The 19248-nt window shown below is 72.8% G+C and carries 17 protein-coding genes; 7 read left to right on the forward strand and 10 right to left on the reverse strand.

What is annotated here, in order from left to right; translation table 11 throughout:
- Nucleotides 1–31: 31 nt before the first annotated feature.
- The 3 genes from ASC58_RS08545 (at nt 32) to arc (ending at nt 4352) form a co-directional block, all read left to right on the forward strand.
- Nucleotides 32–1420 carry an SGNH/GDSL hydrolase family protein gene (locus ASC58_RS08545; protein ID WP_082553101.1) on the forward strand — a complete coding sequence of 463 codons (1389 nt, stop codon included), beginning with the start codon at nt 32–34 and terminating at the stop codon, nt 1418–1420.
- Between the two features lie 79 nt (nt 1421–1499).
- Entirely contained in the window at nt 1500–2537 is a 1038-nt protein-coding gene (locus ASC58_RS08550) for a tRNA (adenine-N1)-methyltransferase (RefSeq protein ID WP_056918988.1), read from the forward strand.
- Between the two features lie 72 nt (nt 2538–2609).
- Nucleotides 2610–4352 carry a proteasome ATPase gene (arc, locus tag ASC58_RS08555; RefSeq protein WP_056914398.1) on the forward strand — a complete coding sequence of 581 codons (1743 nt, stop codon included), beginning with the start codon at nt 2610–2612 and terminating at the stop codon, nt 4350–4352.
- Here the strand turns inward: arc and ASC58_RS08560 are convergent.
- The 4 genes from ASC58_RS08560 to ASC58_RS08575 are packed head-to-tail and all read right to left on the reverse strand — an operon-like array spanning nt 4349 to nt 9430.
- Entirely contained in the window at nt 4349–6937 is a 2589-nt protein-coding gene (locus tag ASC58_RS08560; RefSeq protein WP_157598408.1) for an AMP-binding protein, read from the reverse strand. The two genes, arc and ASC58_RS08560, sit on opposite strands and share 4 nt — an antisense overlap.
- A gap of 59 nt (nt 6938–6996) precedes the next feature.
- Nucleotides 6997–7398: a DUF3054 domain-containing protein gene (locus tag ASC58_RS08565; protein WP_056918990.1), complete on the reverse strand. Its 402-nt coding sequence runs from the start codon at nt 7396–7398 to the stop codon at nt 6997–6999.
- Complete coding sequence (locus ASC58_RS08570) at nt 7395–8384, reverse strand: ribose-phosphate pyrophosphokinase (protein ID WP_056914401.1); 990 nt, start codon at nt 8382–8384, stop codon at nt 7395–7397. Before ASC58_RS08570 ends, ASC58_RS08565 begins: the two co-directional genes overlap by 4 nt.
- A gap of 35 nt (nt 8385–8419) precedes the next feature.
- On the reverse strand, nt 8420–9430 hold the full coding sequence (locus tag ASC58_RS08575) for an alpha/beta hydrolase (RefSeq protein ID WP_056918991.1): 1011 nt from the start codon (nt 9428–9430) through the stop codon (nt 8420–8422).
- Nucleotides 9431–9505: 75 nt separating this feature from the next.
- On the opposite strand from ASC58_RS08575, the gene dop reads away from it, so the two are divergent.
- The 4 genes from dop to prcA all read left to right on the forward strand — a co-directional run bounded on the left by dop (nt 9506) and on the right by prcA (nt 12967).
- Nucleotides 9506–11023, forward strand: coding sequence for a depupylase/deamidase Dop (gene dop / locus ASC58_RS08580; protein ID WP_056914403.1), 1518 nt, complete (start codon nt 9506–9508; stop codon nt 11021–11023).
- A 77-nt stretch (nt 11024–11100) separates the two neighbouring features.
- Nucleotides 11101–11307: a ubiquitin-like protein Pup gene (locus ASC58_RS08585; protein WP_056914404.1), complete on the forward strand. Its 207-nt coding sequence runs from the start codon at nt 11101–11103 to the stop codon at nt 11305–11307.
- Nucleotides 11304–12131: a proteasome subunit beta gene (gene prcB, locus ASC58_RS08590; protein WP_056918992.1), complete on the forward strand. Its 828-nt coding sequence runs from the start codon at nt 11304–11306 to the stop codon at nt 12129–12131. The genes ASC58_RS08585 and prcB overlap by 4 nt, the downstream gene beginning before the upstream one ends.
- On the forward strand, nt 12128–12967 hold the full coding sequence (gene prcA, locus ASC58_RS08595) for a proteasome subunit alpha (RefSeq protein WP_056918993.1): 840 nt from the start codon (nt 12128–12130) through the stop codon (nt 12965–12967). The genes prcB and prcA overlap by 4 nt, the downstream gene beginning before the upstream one ends.
- Before the next feature lie 87 nt (nt 12968–13054).
- Here the strand turns inward: prcA and ASC58_RS08600 are convergent, their stop codons facing one another.
- The 6 genes from ASC58_RS08600 to ASC58_RS08625 form a co-directional block, all read right to left on the reverse strand.
- Complete coding sequence (locus tag ASC58_RS08600; protein ID WP_056918994.1) at nt 13055–13780, reverse strand: dienelactone hydrolase family protein; 726 nt, start codon at nt 13778–13780, stop codon at nt 13055–13057.
- Nucleotides 13781–13816: 36 nt separating this feature from the next.
- A complete protein-coding gene (locus tag ASC58_RS08605; protein WP_056914408.1) occupies nt 13817–14452 on the reverse strand; it encodes a peroxiredoxin in 636 nt (211 codons plus the stop codon).
- 51 nt (nt 14453–14503) lie between these two features.
- Nucleotides 14504–15424 carry an alpha/beta hydrolase gene (locus ASC58_RS08610; RefSeq protein WP_056918995.1) on the reverse strand — a complete coding sequence of 307 codons (921 nt, stop codon included), beginning with the start codon at nt 15422–15424 and terminating at the stop codon, nt 14504–14506.
- A gap of 171 nt (nt 15425–15595) precedes the next feature.
- Nucleotides 15596–16594: an oxidoreductase gene (locus tag ASC58_RS08615; protein WP_056918996.1), complete on the reverse strand. Its 999-nt coding sequence runs from the start codon at nt 16592–16594 to the stop codon at nt 15596–15598.
- A gap of 19 nt (nt 16595–16613) precedes the next feature.
- On the reverse strand, nt 16614–17759 hold the full coding sequence (locus ASC58_RS08620; RefSeq protein ID WP_056918997.1) for a hypothetical protein: 1146 nt from the start codon (nt 17757–17759) through the stop codon (nt 16614–16616).
- Nucleotides 17752–19224, reverse strand: a complete 1473-nt coding sequence (locus ASC58_RS08625; protein ID WP_157598409.1) for a hypothetical protein — start codon at nt 19222–19224, stop codon at nt 17752–17754. The genes ASC58_RS08620 and ASC58_RS08625 overlap by 8 nt, the downstream gene beginning before the upstream one ends.
- Between the last annotated feature and the right edge of the window lie 24 nt (nt 19225–19248).

Below are 19248 nucleotides of genomic sequence, written 5' to 3' on the forward strand. Positions count from 1 at the left end.
GGGACATTTCGGGCGACGTAGGGTCCGGCCCATGACCTCCGCCCCGGTGCCCCGCAGGCGCCGGCGCCACGCGGTCGCGGCAGCCGCCCTGGCCTCGGTCGTCCTGCTCGCGGGCATCGCGTCCGTGGGCGGCCTCACCCGTGCGGCGTCGGCCGACGCCCCCACGGACGGATCGAGCCGGTCGCTGGTGGCGGTGTCCCCGAAGCCGTCGCGCGGCGAGGTCCCGCAGGAGGATGGGGCCACGCCGGCCGCCATCCCGTCAGCGGCCCCGGTCCGGTGGGTCGGCACCTGGGCCACGGCGGTCGCCGTGCCGCAGGCCGGGGAGGCGCTCGCGGGGTTCACCGACGTCACCCTGCGCCAGCGCGTCCACGTGTCGCTGGGCGGTGACGTCGTCCGCCTGCGCCTCACCAACGTCCACGGCACCTCGCCGTTGTCGGTCTCCGCCACCCTCGCGCGCCCCGCGACCCGGCACGGCGCGCTCCGCGGTGACCTCGACCCGACCACCCTCGTTCCCGTCACGTTCGGCGGGAGCCGGCACGTCGTCATACCGGCGGGCTCGGCGACCGCCTCCGACCCGGTGGCGATCGTGGTCCCGGACGACGGTGACCTGCTCGTCAGCCTGCACCTGCCCGGACCGACCGGACCCGCGACCTACCACCCCCAGGCGCACTCGACGGGGTACGTCGGCCACGGTGACCAGACCGCGTCGGCGTCGGTCGCAGCGTTCCCGGGACGTACGACGTCGTTCTGGTTCCTCGACGGCTTGGACGTCCGCGCCACGGCGTCCGGGTCGGTCGTGTTCCTGGGCGACTCGATCACCGACGGCGCGGCCTCGACGCTGGACGCCGACCACCGCTGGCCCGACCGCCTCGCCGACCGGGTGCTGGCCGAGCCACGTGCGCTGAGGTTCGGGGTGCTCAACGCCGGGATCAGCGGCAACCGGCTCCTGCTCGACGCCCACGGCCAGGGGCAGGGGGAACGCGCCCTGGGCCGGTTCACGCGGGACGTGCTGACCCGGAGCGGTGTGGAGACCGTCGTCGTGCTCGAGGGCGTCAACGACATCCAGCAGGACCCGTCGGAGACGGACCCGCAGGACCTCGTCGCCGCCTACCGGGAGATCCTGGTCCGCGCCCACGAACGCCACGTGCGTGTGGTGGTGGCCACCATCGGACCGTTCCGGGGGTGGCCACGCTGGACGCCGGAGCGCGAGGCCGTGCGCGTGGCCGTCAACGACTGGATCCGCGGGTCCGGGGAGCCCGACGCGGTGCTCGACCTCGATGCCGCCCTGCGCGACCCGGTGCAGCCGACCCGTCTCGTGGCTGCGTACGACAGCGGGGACCACCTGCACCCGAACGACCTCGGGTATGCCGCGATGGCAGCGGCCGTCGACCTGCCAGAGCTGCTCGGCCAGCCCCGTTGACGGCCTCTTCCGGTGCGCCGGTGTCGTGCGACGACCGCGGGTCCGGGGCCAGCTCCGGGGAGAACTAGACTTCGCCGCCATGAGCAGCACCCCCGACCAGACCCCTCCCGCCGCGACCGGGGCCGACCTGCGCCGTGGCACGTTCTCCGAGGGCGAGCGGGTGCAGCTGACCGACCCGAAGGGGCGCCTGCACACGATCACCCTCGAGGCGGGACGCGAGTTCCACACCCACCGCGGACGCCTCGCCCACGACGACCTCATCGGCAGCCCCGACGGGTCCGTCGTCAGGAACACGGCCGGGGTCGAGTACCTCGCCCTCCGGCCGCTGCTGTCGGACTACGTCATGTCGATGCCACGCGGTGCCGCCGTCGTCTACCCCAAGGACGCCGGCCAGATCGTCACCATGGCCGACATCTTCCCGGGCGCCCGGGTCGTCGAGGCCGGCGTCGGTTCCGGCGCGCTGTCGATGAGCCTGCTGCGGGCCGTGGGGGAGACGGGCCACGTCCACTCGTTCGAACGGCGCGAGGACTTCGCCGACATCGCCAAGGGCAACGCCCGCGCCTTCTTCGGGCAGGACCACCCGGCGTGGCAGGTCACCGTCGGCGACCTCGTCGAGGAGCTGCCGCAGCACGTCGAGCCCGGCAGCGTGGACCGCGTCGTCCTCGACATGCTCGCCCCGTGGGAGTGCCTGGACGCCGTCGCCGACGCGCTCCTGCCCGGCGGAGTGCTGATCTGCTACGTCGCCACCGCCACCCAGCTGTCCCGCGTGGCCGAGGGTGTCCGCGAGCACGGCGGCTACACCGAGCCCGAGGCGTGGGAGTCCCTCGTCCGCGGCTGGCACCTCGAGGGGCTCGCCGTGCGACCGCAGCACCGGATGCACGGACACACCGGCTTCCTCATCACCACCCGTCGGCTCGCGCCCGGCGTCACCCCGCCGCTGCGCAAGCGCCGCCCCGGCAAGGGCTCGGTCGACGAGGACGGTGCACCCGTGCAGGACTCCAGCTTCGGCCGCGAAGGGGAGTTCACGCCCGAGGACATCGGCGAGCGCGTCCCATCAGACAAGAAGATCCGGCGGGTTCGCCGTTCTGTGACCCAAACCTCCGAGACCACGGAGTAGTTCAGGGTTAGGTTTGCTTATCGGCCGTCCCCGCACGGTCGATGACCGAGGTTCGCCACCGAGGGAGTCGACATGACCGACCACAGCCAGCCCACCCCCGACCGCAGCGAGGAGCGCCGCCAGGCGGAGCTCCTCTCCGAGGAGGTCGCCGCCCTGCGGCAGCGGCTCGCCGACGCCCCCGTGCGCTCGCGCGAGCTCGAGACCAAGGTGCTGCAGCTGCAGTCCAACCTCGCGACGATCTCCTCGCAGAACGAACGCCTCGTGCGCACCCTCAAGGAGGCGCGCGAGCAGATCGTCACCCTGAAGTCCGAGGTCGACCGGTTGGCCCAGCCCCCGGCTGCGTATGGCGTGATCCTCGAGTCCTACGACGACGCCACGGTCGACATCCTCACCGGCGGCCGCAAGATGCACGTGGCCGTGAGCCCGGCCGTCGACCCGTCCGAGCTCTCGAGCGGTCGGGAGGTACGCCTCAACGAGGCGATGAACGTCGTGGCGACCTGCGGCTACGAGCGCATCGGCGAGGTCGTCATGATCAAGGAGCTGCTCGGGGAGGGCAGGGTCCTGGTCGTCTCGCACGCCGACGAGGAGCGGGTCGTCCGCATGGCCGACTCCCTCGAGGGGGAGCCGATCCGGGTGGGCGACGCGCTCATGCTGGAGTCGAGGTCCGGGTTCGTCTACGAACGCATCCCCAAGGCCGAGGTGTCCGAGCTCGTCCTCGAGGAGGTGCCCGACATCGACTACGAGGACATCGGTGGGCTGGCCGGCCAGATCGAGGCCATCCGGGACGCCGTCGAGCTGCCCTACCTGCATCCCGACCTGTTCACCGAGCACCAGCTCAAGCCCCCGAAGGGCGTCCTGCTCTACGGCCCGCCCGGGTGCGGCAAGACGCTCATCGCCAAGGCCGTGGCGTCCTCGCTGGCCCGGAAGGTGGCGGAGAAGGAGGGCAAGCCGGTCGGCAAGTCGTTCTTCCTCAACATCAAGGGCCCCGAGCTGCTCAACAAGTACGTCGGTGAGACCGAGCGCCACATCCGGCTGATCTTCCAGCGGGCCCGGGAGAAGGCGTCGGGTGGCACGCCGGTCGTGGTGTTCTTCGACGAGATGGACAGCCTGTTCCGCACCCGCGGTTCGGGGGTCTCCTCCGACGTGGAGACGACGATCGTGCCGCAGCTGCTGTCGGAGATCGACGGGGTCGAACGGCTCGAGAACGTCATCGTCATCGGCGCCTCGAACCGCGAGGACATGATCGACCCCGCCATCCTGCGGCCCGGCCGCCTCGACGTGAAGATCAAGATCGAGCGCCCCGACGCCGAGAGCGCCCGCGACATCTTCACGAAGTACCTCACCTCCGACCTGCCGCTGCACCCGCACGACCTGGCCGAGCACGACGGCTCCGCCCAGGCGACGGTCGACGCGATGATCACCGCCACGGTCGAGCGGATGTACTCCGAGATCGAGGAGAACCGGTTCCTCGAGGTCACGTACGCCAACGGTGACAAGGAGGTCCTCTACTTCAAGGACTTCAACTCCGGCGCGATGATCCAGAACATCGTGGACCGGGCCAAGAAGATGGCCATCAAGGACTTCCTCACGGTCGGGGCCAAGGGCATCCGGGTGGACCACCTGCTGGCGAGCTGCGTGGACGAGTTCAAGGAGAACGAGGACCTGCCGAACACGACCAACCCGGACGACTGGGCCCGCATCTCCGGCAAGAAGGGCGAGCGGATCGTCTACATCCGCACGCTCATCACCGGCAAGAGCGGCACCGAGCCGGGCCGGTCGATCGACAACGTCGCCAACACCGGCCAGTACCTCTAGGGGGTGCCGGCGGTCCCCTTCACGCGGCCGACGAGGCGCCCCGCCGCGGCTTCGACGCGCAACCACAGCTGCCAGTAGGCCACCCCGACGGCCACGGAGGCGGCCATGGCGAGCACCGAGCTCGTCCCCATGATGTGCGGGTAGACGACGAAGTGCGTGAGGTAGACGAACAGGCTGGCGCTGGCGACCACGGCAGCCGCCCGCCCGAGGAACGCCGGCAGGACGACCGTCGGCACCCAGACCAGGACGAGCAGCCCGACGATGATGGTCACCTCCCGCATCGGCATCGACGGCCAGAACCCCGGCACCGTGAGGACCGGGATCGCCGAGACCAGGAGACGCTGGGCGGTCGACGACGCCCGTGCCGCGGCCCAGCCGGTGGCGAACAGCCAGATGAGGACGTAGGCGTTGGCCCCTCGGTAGGGGCCGGCGTCGGGCACCACGACGGCATACCTCGTCAGCAGGCCGAGGCCCACGAGGGCGACGGGGAGGGCGAATGGCCAACGGCGTTCCCAGCGGTCCACCGCCGGGACCGCGAGGAGCGCGGCGGTGCCGAGCAGCAGGGCGACCACCGCCTCGACGAACCAGTAGTGCCAGTGGTCGGACCAGCGTGACCAGTCGCCGAGCACCTGGTTGAGCAGCAGCACGTTGCGCCAGTCGTAGGTGCCTGCCACGACGGCGACGACGCCGATCCAGGCCGCACTGGGCGCCCAGATCCGCAGGGCGCTCCGGGCGACGCCCTTCACGCGCTCTCCGCGGGAGCGGCTGGTGAGCTGGAACCGGGCGAGGTTGAAGCCGGCCAGCGCGAGCAGCGTGTGCGCGCCTCCGGGGACGAACGACAGGTGGGTGTGGTTGGCGAGGATGAGCAGCACGGCGACGGCTCGCAGCACGACGCTGGTCTCCACGCGGTGCAACCAGGTCCGCGCCGGGCGCCGGGTCGCTGCAGCCGCACCGACGAGCTCGGCAGGGGCGAGGAGGTGCCAGCCGGACGGGAGCGCGTCCAGGACCCGCTCGAGACGGAGCGACACCTCGACGTAGGAGAGGGAGTCGCCACCGAGGTCGACGAAGCTGGTCCGCTCGGTGGCGTGCGGGGCGTCCAGCAGCCTGCGGTACAGCCCGACGACGCGCGCCACGACGTCCCCGTCGGCCGTCGTGCCCTCGTCGGTGGTCGGGTGCGCCTCGCGGTGGGCTCCCAGCAGCTCGGCGATGCGTGGGTAGTCCGGCTTGCCGGTGGCCAGCCGGGGGGCCTGCAGCCCGTCGAGGACGACGACCGCGGCCGCCGGTATGCCGTGCTGGCGGCGCAGCGCCTGCGTCACCTCCGGGCCGGCCCCGGTGCGTTCGGCGAGCACACCCACCGCGTCCCCGAGGTCGACGCAGTGGGTGGGGTGCCCGGCGTCGCGCAGGTCGCGCTCGACGTGGTCGAGGTCGATGCGCAGGCCCATGACCTTCGCGAACCGGCTCCGTCGGCCGACGATCTCGACGAGGCCGTCGGGTCCGAACCGCGCCAGGTCACCGGTCCGCAGCTCGGTCACGTCACGGCCGCGGGCGAGGTCGGCCGAGGACCGGGCGTAGCCCAGCATGACGTTGGGGCCGGAGTAGACGAGCTCGCCGAAGCCGCAGTCGATCTCCCCGAGGGGCTCGATGCGGAACGAGCCACCCGGCACGGGAGCGCCCACGGTCCCCGGCCGTACGCCCGCGAGGTCCGGCGGGAGGACGGCCATCCGGGCGGTGGCCTCCGTCTGGCCGTACATGACGAACAGGTCCCAGCCCTGCTCGCGCCCGAGGTCGGCGAAACGGGTGACGACCTCCGGGTCGAGTCGCCCACCGGCCTGGGTGACGCAGCGCAGCGTCGGGTGGTGCCGGTCGGCGAACCCGCTGCGCTCCAGCAGGTCGAAGCTGTGCGGGACCCCCGCCAGGGTCGTGGCGGCGGTCTCGTCGAACAGCCGCCAGAAGCAGGGGTCGACGACCGAGAGCTCGGTGAGCACGATGCTCGCGCCGGCGGCGAGGTGGCTGTGCACCACCGACAGGCCGTAGCAGTAGTGCAGCGGCAGGCTGGTCACGGCGCGGTCGGTCGACCGGATGCCGAGCGCGTCCGCGATCGCGTGGGCGTTGCTGTCGAGGTTCTCGTGTGAGAGCCGCACGACCTTGGGGGAGCCGGTCGACCCCGACGTGGGCAGGAGCAGCGCGAGGTCGGGGTGCAGGTCGTGGGCCGGCGAGGCCGGGTCGTGGCGGTCGACCACCTGCCAGCCGGCCGGGCCGCGCCCGGCCACGACGTCTGGGTCGTAGGCGTCGGCGAGGCGGTCGAGGTGCTGCACCCGGTCGCCGGGGGCCAGCAACGGCACGTGCCCGGCAGCGAGGGCCCCGAGGTAGGTCACCAGCGCGTCGAGGGTGTTGTCGGCGGCCAGGAGCACCAGGCGCCGACCACCGCCGAGGGCGGCGGCAGCCGCGTCGACGAGGTCGGCCAGGGCGGCATATGTCAGGGTCCGGGAGCCGGTGTAGACGGCCGGGACGGCACCGCGGGAGCGCAACGAGGTCGCGAAGGCGACTTCCGGTCTGGCCGGGGCGACAGCAGGGAGCGCAACCACGCCCAGGAGCGTATTAGGTAAGGCTTACCAAACTCAAATGCCCTGCACAGGGGGGCCGGCTAGCGCGACACCCGCTCGCGGGCCTGCGACCAGCGGGCCACGCCCTCGACGGCGAAGCGGCCCACCTCGCGCACGCAGCGCCACCCCACGAGGAACAGGCCGAGCACGACGAGGGTGACCACGGCGAAGCTCCAGGCGAACCCACCGCCGGTCGCGACCCGCAGCGCCAGGCCGAGGACCACGGTCGTCAGCCAGACCACGGGCGAACCGGGCACCCGCACCGGCCAGTCACCGCGCGTGCGGGCCAGCAGCCAGCCGAGCGCCAGTGCTGCGAGGAAGGGCCAGGCGACGAGGACGACGCCGCGCAGGGTCACGCCCTCGGCATGGCTGGCCCGGCCGATGGTCGCGAAGAGCAGGACTGCGACGACGTCGAGCAGGAACGCACCCGCGGCACGCCTCACGCGCGCACCTTGTCGAACAGCGTCGCCTGCGGGGGTGAGAGCGTCGGGTCGACCCCGTCGAAGAGGCTGCTCACGGACTCGCCGGCGTGGATGCGCTTGATGGCCTCGGCGAACAGCTGCGCCACCGAGCGCACCTGCAGCTCGGGCCAGTGGCCCGGGGCGGGCACGGTGTCGGTCGTGACGACCTCGCCGATCATCGGGTGGTCGCGGAGCCGTTCGACGGCCTTGCCGGCGAACAGCCCGTGCGTGCAGGCGACGTCGGCACCGGTGCAGCCGAGGTCGCGCAGCCGCTCGAGGAGCTCCACGATCGAGCCGCCGGTGGCGATCTCGTCGTCGAGCACGATGGCGCGCTTGCCGGTGACGTCGCCGACGATGGAGTCGATGATGACGCGGTCGTCGGCCAGGCGCTGCTTGGACCCCGCTGCCACGGGCAGCCCGAGGAGCCGGGCGAACTGCGTGGCCGTCTTGGCGTTGCCGAGGTCGGGGGAGACCACGACCGAGTTGGTCAGGTCCCCGGACCGGAAGTGGTCCGCCAGGACCCCGATGGCGGTGAGGTGGTCGACCGGCACCGAGAAGAAGCCGTGGACCTGCGGTGCGTGGAGCGTCATGGTGAGCACGCGGTCGACACCTGCGGCCACGAGCATGTCGGCGACCAGACGGCCACCGAGGGAGATCCGCGAGGCGTCCTTCTTGTCGGAGCGGGCGTACGCGTAGTGCGGGATCACTGCCGTGATCTGGGCCGCCGAGGCACCCCGCGCCGCGTCGACCATGAGGAGCAGCTCCATCAGGTGCTCCTGCGTCGGCGGCACCAACGGCTGGACGATGTAGACGTCGCGCTGGCGGCAGTTCGCCAGCAGCTGCGCCTGGAGGCAGTCGTTGCTGAACCGCGTGATGTCAGCGGGTGAGAGGTCGACGCCCAGGGCGTCGCAGATGCGTCGGGCGAGGGCGCGGTGGGCGCTCCCGGAGAAAACCACGATGTCCCGCATGACGCTCCTCGGTCGACCGGTGATGCACGTCGAGACTAACCGCCGCGGGGCCCCTGTGGGACCTCCCCGTCCCACAGGTGGGACCGGAGCTCGCCGACGAGCTCGGCGCGGTGCTGGGCCGCGGTGGGCACGACGCCGGGGATGGAGGCGAAACCGTGCGGGACGCGGACGTAGTTGGTGAGCCGGACGGGCACGCCCGCGGCCCGCAGCGCGGCGGCATACCGGGAGCCGTCGTCGCGCAGCGGGTCGCGGTCGGCGGTCTGGATCAGGGCGGGCGGCAGGCCCTCGAGGCTGCCGAACAACGGCGAGACGAGCGGGTCGCGCAGGTCCGAGCCCTCGGGGGCGTAGTGGTTGCGGAAGGCGACGATGCTGGCCCGGGTGAGCATCGGCGCCCCGGCCAGCTCGTGGATCGAGGGGGATGCCAGGGTCATGTCGGTCGCGGGGTAGATCAGGGCCTGGTGGCGCACCGGTGAGTCCCCGCGGTCGCGCAGCACCTGGGCGGTCACCGCGGCGAGGTTGCCCCCGGCGCTGTCACCGCAGAGGGCGACCCGCGAGGTGTCGGCGCGCAGGACGTCACCCTGCCCGGACAGCCACGTGGTGGCGTCGACGCAGTCGTGCGCGGCCGTGGGGGCCCGGTGCTCGGGCGCCAGCCGGTAGTCGACGCTCACGACCACGGCGCGGACCTGGGCGGCGAGGTGGCTGCACAGCGGGTCGTACATCACGACGTTGCCCTGCACGAACCCCCCGCCGTGCAGGAAGACGATGACCGGGACCTCGGTCTCGGTGTCGCGGACGCCACGGGGGCGGTACAGGCGCAGCGGGATCGAGTGGCCGTCACGCGCCGGTGCCGTGCCGTAGGTGATGCCGACCGACCGGTCCACGGCCCCCGTGATCCACGAGAACGGCGGCCGGTCCGGCGTCACCGCACCCCGGTCCGCCTGGATCTGCTCGACGCTGCGACGCTCCACCGGCGGCCGGAGACCACTGTCGAGGAGCGCGGTGAGGGCGGCGGTCTGCGGGTACAACGCTCTGGGGGAGTGACGCATCTGCAGAAACTAACTCACCTAGGGTGAGGACATGAGCCAGGACGCACGACCCGGACACCGCCGCGAGCTCGACCGATGACCGTCCGCCGGGTCATGGGGATCGAGACCGAGTACGGCATCTCGGTGCCCGGCGACCCCGCAGCCAACCCCATGGTCCTCTCCGGCCAGGTGGTCAACGCGTACGCGTCGGCCCAGGGCATCCGGGCCGCGCACGCCTCCTGGGACTACGCCGACGAGGCGCCCCTGCGGGACGCCCGGGGGTTCGAGATGGGCCGCGGGCTCGCCGACCCCAGCCAGCTCACCGACGAGGAGGACCCGACGCTGGCCAACGTCGTCCTCACCAACGGCGCACGCCTCTACGTCGACCACGCCCACCCGGAGTACTCCTCGCCCGAGGTCACCACCCCGCGCGCGGCCGTGGCCTGGGACCGGGCCGGCGAGCTGATCATGGCCGAGTCGGTGCGCCGCCTGTCGCACGTGCCGCCGGGGGTCAACCTCTACAAGAACAACACCGACGGCAAGGGCCAGTCCTACGGCACGCACGAGAACTACCTCATGCGCCGCGAGACGCCGTTCTCCGACATCGTGCGCCACCTCGTGCCGTTCTTCGTCGCCCGCCAGGTGGTCACCGGGTCCGGGCGGGTGGGCATCGGGATGGACTCGCGCCGCGACGGGTTCCAGCTCAGCCAGCGCAGCGACTTCTTCGAGGTCGAGGTGGGCCTGGAGACGACGCTCAAGCGGCCCATCATCAACACCCGGGACGAGCCGCACGCGGTGGCGGACCTGTACCGCCGGCTGCACGTCATCATCGGCGACGCCAACCACTGCGACGTCGCGAACCTCCTCAAGCTGGGCACCACGTCGCTGGTCCTGGCCATGATCGAGGACCGTGCGATCAGCGCCGACCTCACCGTCGCCCGCCCTGTCGCGACCCTCCAGGCCGTCAGCCACGACCCCACCTGCCGCCAGCTCATCGAGCTGCGGGACGGGACGAAGCTCACCGCGGTGCAGCTGCTGTGGCGCTACCACGACGCCGCGGAGCGCTACCTCCAGGACCGGTATGGCGCCGAGCGGGACGACGACACCGCGGAGGTCATGCGGTGGTGGGCCCTGGTCCTCGACAAGCTCGAGCGGGACCCCTCCGAGGCCGCCCGCGAGGTCGACTGGGTCGGCAAGCTGCAGGTGCTGCAGGGGTACATCGACCGCGACGGCCTGGACTGGTCCGACTCGCGGCTGCGCGCCATCGACATCCAGTGGTCGGACGTGCGCCCCGACAAGGGCCTCTTCCACCGGTTGCGCAGGGCTGGGCGGTTCGAGGAGCTCGTGCCGGAGGAGGTCGTCCTCGAGGCCGTGCGCGAGCCCCCGCACGACACCCGGGCGTACTTCCGGGGCAAGTGCCTGGAGAAGTACCCCGACCAGATCGCCGCCGCCTCGTGGGACTCGGTGATCTTCGACGTCCCGGGCCACGCGTCGCTGCAGCGGGTGCCGATGCTGGAACCGTTGCGGGGCACCAAGGCCAGCGTCGGGTCGTTGCTCGACCGGAGTCCGGACGCCGCCACCCTGCTGCGCGAGTTGGCCTCGGCATCGGGTTAGGTTCGGACTAGGGTCGACGCAGGACGGGCGCCCGCGCCCACGTCGCCACACGCAGCACCGAGCGAGAGGTCACGGACATGCCGAGCCAGGAGCAGAGCCGCCCACAGCGCAGGGACGACGCGCCCGACGAGGCGCCCGAGCCCACCCCCGCAGCGCCCGAGGCCACCGCCCGCAAGGAAAACCTCGACTCCGACATCGACAGCGTCCTCGACGAGATCGACGGGGTCCTGGAGTCCAACGCGGAGGAGTTCGTCCGGGGGTTCGTCCAGAAGGGTGGCCAGTGACCACAGGCGCCGACGCGGGGAGGCTCCCCGCGGCATACCTGTCCACGGGCTCCTCGTCCTTCACCGACTTCGTCGGGGCGCACTCCCCTCACCTGCTGCCTTCTCGCAGGGCCCTCCCGGTCGGGAGCACCATGGAGGCTCCGCACGGCACGACGATCGTCACCGTCACCTACGACGGCGGCGTCGTGATGGCCGGCGACCGGCGGGCGACGATGGGCAACCTCATCGCCAACCGCGACATGGAGAAGGTCTTCGCCGGTGACGAGTACTCCGCCGTCGGCATCGCCGGCACCGCGGGCATCGCCATCGAGCTGGTCAAGCTGTTCCAGGTCGAGCTCGAGCACTACGAGAAGATCGAGGGGACGCTGCTCTCGTTGGAGGGCAAGGCGAACCGGCTGGCGTCGATGATCCGGGCCAACCTCGGCATGGCCATGCAGGGGCTGGCCGTGGTGCCGCTGTTCGCGGGCTACGACCTCGACAAGCGGACCGGCCGGATCTTCTCCTACGACGTGACCGGCGGCTGCTACGAGGAGCACGACCACCACAGCGTGGGCTCGGGCTCGCTGTTCGCGCGCGGGGCGATGAAGAAGCTCTGGCGACCCGGGCTGTCGGCCGACGGCGCGGTCTCGGTCGCCGTCGAGGCGCTGTACGACGCCGCGGACGACGACTCCGCGACCGGTGGACCCGACGTCGGTCGACGCATCTGGCCGACCGTGGCGGTGGTGGGTGACCAGGGCGTGGTGTTCCGTTCCGACGACGAGCTGAGGACGACCGTGGAGGCCGTCATCGCCGCCCGCCAGGGCAACCCGGGAGGTGCGCGATGAGCAGCATGCCGTTCTACGTCTCGCCCGAGCAGCTGATGAAGGACCGGGCCGACTACGCCCGCAAGGGAATTGCGCGCGGTCGCTCGGTGGTCGTGCTCGGCTACGACAAGGGGATCGCGTTCGTCGCCGAGAACCCGTCGCGGGCCCTGCACAAGGTGTCCGAGATCTACGACCGCATCGCGTTCGCCGCGGTCGGCAAGTACAACGAGTTCGAGAACCTCCGGGTGGCAGGCGTCCGCTACGCCGACCTGCGCGGCTACTCCTACGACCGCACCGACGTCACGGCTCGCGGCCTGGCCAACGCCTACGCGCAGACCCTCGGCACCGTGTTCACCCAGGAGTCCAAGCCCTACGAGGTCGAGATCGTGGTCGCCGAGGTGGGCAGCACCGCCGACGAGGACCAGATCTACCGGCTCACGTATGACGGGTCCGTCGCCGACGAGCGCGGGTTCGTGGCCATGGGTGGCGCGGCCGAGCCGATCGAGACCGGGCTCAAGGAACGCTGGGAGCCCGGACTGTCGCTCGCCGACGCGTTGCGGCTCGCGGTCGAGCTGCTCGCCAAGGACCCGGCGAAGGACGCGGGCAAGGAGGGCGGCGCACCGACCCGCACGCTCGGTGCGGGTCAGCTTGAGGTGGCCGTCCTCGATCGCGAGCGTCCGCGCCGGACGTTCCGCCGCATCGGGGGTGGGCTGCTCGACGCGCTGCTCAGCACCGAGGACCCGACGCACGACGCCCCGGCCGAGGACGACCGGACGCCGGGACGCCACGACACCCTCACCGGTGAGTCGCCGCGCGACGAGTCGACCAACCCGCAGACCCAGCGCCCGACCGAGTAGCACCGCGCGCACGAGGACGGCCGCCCCCGTCGGGGCGGCCGTCCTCCTGTCCGGGCCTGCTGCGCTGCGCGCTCAGACAGGGACCTTCTAGACAGGGAGCTTCTCGAGCAGGAAGCTCTCGGTCGCGACCCAGGCCTGGCTCGAGGCGGCCTCGTGGTGGAACATCGGCGACGGGTTGTCGAAGGCGTGACCGGCGCCTTCGTAGGTGAGGAAGGTGACGTCGTCGTTGTCGGCCGTGACTGCTGCCTCGATCTCCTCGACCTTATCCATCGGGATGTAGTCGTCGGCCGTGCCGAAGTGGTGCAGGCTCGGGGAGGTGACCTGGGGCGCCATACCGAGCAGGGTGGGCAGTGCCGAGCCGTAGTAGCTCACGAGCGCGTCGGGGGCCGCGCGGTCGGCCGCGGCAGCGGCAGCGACGTTGAACGCCATCCCGCCGCCGAAGCAGAACCCGATCACGCCCGCCGGCCCGCGGACCTCCGCCCGGTCGCGCACGGCGGCCAGCGCGGCCACACCGTCCTTGACGCCCTGCTCCCAGTCGAACCGGCCCATCAGCTCCATGGCCTGCGGCAGGCCGTCGCCACCTTCCTCGACGACCGGGTCGCCGAGGCGGTGGTAGAGGTGCGGGACCAGGACGACGTACCCGAGGGCAGCCAGGTCGGCGGCCCGTGAGGTGATGTAGTCGGTGACGCCGAAGATCTCCTGGTACAGCACGATGCCCGGGCCCTCCGCGGACTCGGGCAGGTGCAGGTCGGCGGGCATGGAACCGCCGTCGACCTCGATGGACAGGACCTCGGGGGAGCGGGTGTTGGTCATGTCACCAACGTAGGCCGCGCGGGCCCCGGGTGCCCCTCAGGCAGAGGGCGCGTCCGCGTAGCGCAGGTACGGCTTGACGACCTCGACACCCTTGAACCGCGCCTGGGCGTCCTCGGTCGAGACGGTCGGGGCGACGATGACGCGCTCGCCCGCCTTCCAGTCAGCAGGCGTCGAGAACGGGCCTGAGTCGTTGACCTGCAACGCATCCAGGGCCCGCAGGATCTCGTCGAAGTTGCGTCCGGCGCTCTTGGGGTAGGTGAGCGACAGGCGCACCTTGCCGGCCGGGTCGATGAGGAACACGGAGCGGACGGGTGAGGTGTCGCCGGCGCCGGGGTGGATCATGTCGTAGAGCTCGGCGACGTTGCGGTCCTTGTCGGCGACGATCGGGTAGGTCACCGAGGCGCCGGAGACCTCCTCGATGTCGGCCTTCCACGAGTTGTGGTCGTCGAGGCCGTCGACGGACACCGCGAGGACCTTGGTGTTGCGGCGGGCCCACTCGTCCTTGAGCTGGGCCACGCGACCGAGCTCGGTGGTGCAGACGGGCGTGAAGTCGGCGGGGTGGCTGAACAGCACGGCCCAGCCGTCGCCCTTCCAGTCGAGGAAGGTCAGCTCGCCCTCGGTCGTGTCGGCGGTGAAGTCCGGGGCGTCGTCGCCCAGTCGCAGCGTGGCCATGACGGCTCCTTCTCGAAGGTAACGCGATGTTTGTCGGATCCAAACATGCCGTTACTTGACCGAGGTGTGGATATCTCGTCCGGATGCTGGACCCAGCGCGGCGACCAGGGCCGCCGCGACGGTGCCCACCACGGCAGGGTCGAGCAGCAGGCCGTAGTGGTCGGAGTCGAGCTCCCGCACAGCAAGATCGGGGGGCAGGTGCGCCGCGGCGATGCGCTCCGCCGTGTACAACCCGACCGGCTGGTCCAGGGGTCCGCGGCGGGCGTACAGCAAGGTGGTGGGGGACTGGAGGGTGTGGATGGCGCTGAGCGTCGCCGGGTCGGACACGAGGTCGGCCCAGTCGGCCCGCACGCACTCCAAGGACGACGTCGAACGCATCCGACCCCGGGGCCCGGACAGGTCGTGCAGCAGGTAGGCCGCGAGGGCGGCTCCCGCGGGTCCGGACAGGTGCCGCCCGAGGGCGGGGTGGGCGCCCCAGTGGGCGAGGTAGGCCTGCTCGTCCTCGAACGTCATCGACAGCCGTTCCATCGCCGGGCCGATGATGCTGTGCAGGACCTCGTCGATGTCGAGGGTGCCCGGTGAGGGAAAGGCCAACCCGCCGTCGACCAGGACGACGGCCCCGACGTCCTGGGGGTGGGTGGCCGCCGCGAGCGCGGCGACGAAGGCTCCCATGTCGTGGCCGGCCAGCACCGGGCGCTCCAGGCCCAGGTGGATGGTGAGGGCGTGCACGTCGGCCACGTGGTCGGCCAGCCCGGTGGAACGCAGGTGCGCACTCTCGGCCCGCCCGCGCATGTCCGGGGCCAGCACGTGCACGAGGCCATCGAGGCGCTCGGCCACCGGCACCCACGCGAGGGCGTTCGAGGAGGTGCTGTGAAGGGCCACGACGACCGGCGCCCCGGCGGGCGCCTGCGTGAGGCGGTGCACCGTGAGGTGGCCGCCGTCGACGGGAACCTGCTCGGTCAGCGGTGGCACGCAGGGTCCTCTCTCGGGGTGACCGCGTCGTCGCGGCGCCGGGGCCGGCCCGGACGAAGCCGGCCGGAGCTCCCGGTCGACGCGCTGGGCCCGACGCTACGCACCGGCGGCGCCCCTCCCTATGGCGCCCGCCGCCACATCCCGGTCCGGGAAATGTGGTCGGTCGACGTCTCAGCCGACCGCCCGGGCCAGGTCGACCAGGGCGACCTCGTCAGCAGGGGCGAGACCGGCCCGGCGCGGGCGACCTGGGCCCTGCGCCAGCTCCCACGCGAGGGTGTCCTCCAGGGTCTGGGCGAGTGGCCGCGCCCTGAGTCCGAGCGACTCGGCCGCAGCAGTGCTGCGGCTCATCATGCCGGCGTACTCCGGCAGGGGGAGCCACAGCGGGAGCGAGCGCTCGCCCGACCACGGTGCGACCTCGTGCTCGGCGAGCCAGTCCTGCGACACCCCCACCAGCTCGCCGTCGTGCCCCGTCACCTGCCGGGCGGTGCGCAGGTGGTCGGGCAGCGGGACGACCGACCCGGCAGCGTTCGCCACGCCCACCGCGGCCACCTCGGCGCAGTGCAGCAGCCAGGCCGCGAGGTCGCGGACGTCGATCACCTGGGTGTCGATGGGTGAGTCGGGCACGAGGACCGCTCCGTCGGCCGTCGCCGGGTGGGCGAACCGCAACGGCCAGTACCCGGTCCGGTCCGTGTGGTCGCCCGGCCCGGCGACCAGTCCCGCCCTCGCCACCAGGGCCCGGTCCGGTATGGCGCCGAGCACGGCCTGCTCGCACGCCACCTTGCGCGCGCCATACGTCTCCCACCCCTCGTCGTCCTCGGGGGAGGGGTCGAGCAGGGGCGCCGACTCGTCGGCGCCGGGGTCGTCGTGCGACGCGTAGACCGACGCGGAGGACACGAAGACCCAGGACCGGGCTCGGTCGGCCAGCGCCGCCAGGGCGCCGCGGACGTGGCTGGGCTGGCGGGCGACGTCGACGACGGCGTCCCAGTCGGCCCCACCCAGCGCGTCGTACGCGCCGGGCGTGGACCGGTCGGCCCGGACGAGGGACACCCCGGCAGGGACCTCCCCGGCCCGGCCGCGGGCCAGCGCCGTCACCCGGTGCCCGGCGGCCACCGCCTGCGCGGCGACCTCGCCACCCAGCCAGGCCGTCCCGCCGAGCACGAGGATCCTCATGACCGCACCACCGCCGCGCTCAGGCGCGGCTCGGTTGCTTCGTGCCCGGGGCCGGGGCGGGCCGGGCTGCGTCGTCCTTCTGCTTCGACGGCTGGTCGGTCTTCGGCGCCGCGTCCCCGGCAGCCTCCGGAGCAGGGACGGCGTCCTGCGCGCCCTCAGACCGGTCCTGGTCCTGTGCCGGGACCACCGCGGCGGACTCGCCGGCCTCGGAGCCGCTCGCCGCCGCCACCTCGGGCAGGGCGCCCTCGATCGAGTCGACCATGGACGCACCACCGAGGGTGGCGAGCATCTGGCGCACGTTGCTCAGCTGTGCGGTGATGCTGTCGCGGCGGGCCGTGGCCGCTGCGAGCTCACGCTCGGAGTCGCGACGGATCCGCTCGGCCTGCTCACGGGCGGACGCGACGAGCGCGTCGGCCTCGGCCTTGGCCGACTCGAGCGTGCGCCGGCTCTCGGCGGTGGCGTCGGCGTGGGCCCGCTCGCTGTCGGCAGCCAGCCCGGTGGCGCGCTCCTGCGCCTCGTTGAGCGCCTTCTCGTGCGCCGCCATCTGGGCGGTGAACTCGGCCGACGCCTTGTCGCGGCGCTGGCCCAGGGTCGCCTCGAAGTCGGCCGCCGCGGCGGCGGCGCGGGCGCGCTGGTGCTCGTAGAAGGCCTCCGCCTCCTCCCGACGGGCCGAGGCCTCGCGGTCGGCGTCGTCGAGGATCGAGTCGGCCTGCTGCCTGGCCTTCTCGACGACCTGGCTGGCCTGGGCGTCGGCGCGGGTGCGCACGTCCTCGGCGTAACGGTCGGCGTCGGTGCGGGTCTGGTCCGCGGCCAGGCGCGAGGTGCCGGCCAGGGTCTGGGCGTCGACGTCCGCGTTCCGGCGGATCTCGGTGGCCTCCTCGTCGGCCATCGTGAGGATGGCACCGATGCGTTCACCGAGGTCGGCGAAGGTCGGGGCCGCAGCCTTGCGCTGCTCGTCCTTCAGGCCTTCGAGCGCGCGAGCCGTCTGGGCGCCCTCCTCCTGGACCTTGGCCAGGGTCGAACGCAGCTCGCTGACCTCGACCGTGCGCTCGGCCGCCTCACGGCGGGCCTGCTCCAGGGCTCCGGCGTGCTCGGCCCGCCACTGGTCGACCTGGGCCGGGTCGTAGCCGCGCAGGACGCTGCGGAAGGAGGTGGTGTCACTCATGGGTGTTCCGTTCGGTGTCGTGGGTGGTGGGTCCGTCGTCAGCGGTGGTCTGGTGGGAAGGCACCGACAGGGCGTCGATGACGCCGGTCAGGTGGCCCAGCTGGGTGGTGATGTCCTCGCGGCGGGAGGCCAGGGAGGCGACCTCGGCCCGGGCCCGCTCCAGCATGGCCCGTGCCTCCTCCCGGACGCGGTCGGCGTCCGCCCTCGCCTGGGTGCTCGTGGCGATGAGCTCCTCTCGAGCGGCCCGGTGGGACGCGTGGGTCTCGCGTTGCAGGCGCTCGATCTCCTCGGCGGTGCGCTCCCGGACCAGCCGGGACGCACGTTCGGCCTCCTCGAGGCGCCGGTTCGCCCGCTCCTCGGCAGCCTTCTCGCTCTCTGCCGCCGACAGCCGTGCGCGGTCCGCCTCCTCGCGGGCCAGCGCGGTCGTCCGCTCGGCCTGGGCCTGCGCCGCGGTCATGACGGCCTCGGCCTGGGCCCGCAGGTTGCCGGACTCCGCCCGGGCCGCGTCGCGCTCGGACCGCGCCCGGTGGGCGGCACGGGCGAGCGAGGTCTGGATCAGCTGGCGACGGGAGCGCACCCGGGTGGCGAGCTGCTGGTGCGTCTCGCGGCGCTGGCGGGCCAGGTCGGCCTCGGTCTCCTCGAGGATGCCGCGAACCGTCCGCTGGCTCCAGGCCAGGTGCTCCTGCGCCTCGGCCGTGACCTGGTCGGCCTCGGCATGAGCCGTCTCGAGGACCACCCGGGCCCGGTCCCGCGACTCCTCGCCGAGGGCCGCCGCCCTCGCGGCAGCCTCGTCGGTCAGGCGCGACGCCTCGACCTGGGCCTCCTCCACCCGGGTCCGCGCCTGCGCCAGCAACGCCTCCGCCTCCTCGCGGGCCTCGGCCAGCAGGGCGGCGTGCTGCGCGGCCTGCTCCGCGTCGCGCTCGGCGAGCCGGACGTCCATGCGCGCCACGCCCTCGGCGAAGGCCGCATCGCGCTCGCGCTCGTGGGCGGCATACCGGGCCATCGCGGTGTCGTGGTCGTGCTGGGCCGCGGCGCGCAGGGCCTCGGCCCGCTGCTCGGCGTCCTCGACGAGGGCGCGGGCCTCGGCCCGGGCGCCGGCGACGGCCTCCTCGCTCGTCCGGGAGGCGGCCTCGGTGAGCCTCGAGGCCTGGTCGGCCGCGTCGGTGACGAGCGCCTCGGCCTCGCGGCGGGCGTCGTCGAGGGCCCGGCCGACCTGCTCGCGGTCACGGACCGCGTCGGCGTGCTGCCGCTGGGCGTCCTGCAGGAGCGACTGCGCCTCGGAGCGCAGCCGCTCGGCGTCCTGCCTGGCGAGGGCCAGTGCCGCGTCGGACTCGGCTCGGAGGGCGTCGGCATGGGCCTGAGCTCGTTCGAGGATCGACTGGGTGTGCCGGGTGAGGTCGCCGATCTGGGTGGCGGGCGGACCCGGTGGACGCTTCAGCGCGTCCGCTGGGAGGGCGTCGGGCATGGCGGTCATGATTCCACGCCGAGG

This window comes from Phycicoccus sp. Root101 (genome assembly GCF_001426245.1).
Classification (GTDB): Bacteria; Actinomycetota; Actinomycetes; order Actinomycetales; family Dermatophilaceae; genus Pedococcus.

What these genes read in the sequence shown, in the direction of transcription:
- ASC58_RS08545 (WP_082553101.1), top strand. Translation starts at nt 32, where the DNA reads ATGACCTCCGCCCCGGTGCCCCGCAGGCGCCGGCGCCACGCGGTCGCG.
- ASC58_RS08550 (WP_056918988.1), top strand. Translation starts at nt 1,500, where the DNA reads ATGAGCAGCACCCCCGACCAGACCCCTCCCGCCGCGACCGGGGCCGAC.
- arc (WP_056914398.1), top strand. Translation starts at nt 2,610, where the DNA reads ATGACCGACCACAGCCAGCCCACCCCCGACCGCAGCGAGGAGCGCCGC.
- ASC58_RS08570 (WP_056914401.1), bottom strand. Translation starts at nt 8,384, where the DNA reads ATGCGGGACATCGTGGTTTTCTCCGGGAGCGCCCACCGCGCCCTCGCC.
- ASC58_RS08575 (WP_056918991.1), bottom strand. Translation starts at nt 9,430, where the DNA reads ATGCGTCACTCCCCCAGAGCGTTGTACCCGCAGACCGCCGCCCTCACC.
- dop (WP_056914403.1), top strand. Translation starts at nt 9,506, where the DNA reads ATGACCGTCCGCCGGGTCATGGGGATCGAGACCGAGTACGGCATCTCG.
- ASC58_RS08585 (WP_056914404.1), top strand. Translation starts at nt 11,101, where the DNA reads ATGCCGAGCCAGGAGCAGAGCCGCCCACAGCGCAGGGACGACGCGCCC.
- prcA (WP_056918993.1), top strand. Translation starts at nt 12,128, where the DNA reads ATGAGCAGCATGCCGTTCTACGTCTCGCCCGAGCAGCTGATGAAGGAC.
- ASC58_RS08600 (WP_056918994.1), bottom strand. Translation starts at nt 13,780, where the DNA reads ATGACCAACACCCGCTCCCCCGAGGTCCTGTCCATCGAGGTCGACGGC.
- ASC58_RS08605 (WP_056914408.1), bottom strand. Translation starts at nt 14,452, where the DNA reads ATGGCCACGCTGCGACTGGGCGACGACGCCCCGGACTTCACCGCCGAC.
- ASC58_RS08615 (WP_056918996.1), bottom strand. Translation starts at nt 16,594, where the DNA reads ATGAGGATCCTCGTGCTCGGCGGGACGGCCTGGCTGGGTGGCGAGGTC.
- ASC58_RS08620 (WP_056918997.1), bottom strand. Translation starts at nt 17,759, where the DNA reads ATGAGTGACACCACCTCCTTCCGCAGCGTCCTGCGCGGCTACGACCCG.
- ASC58_RS08625 (WP_157598409.1), bottom strand. Translation starts at nt 19,224, where the DNA reads ATGCCCGACGCCCTCCCAGCGGACGCGCTGAAGCGTCCACCGGGTCCG.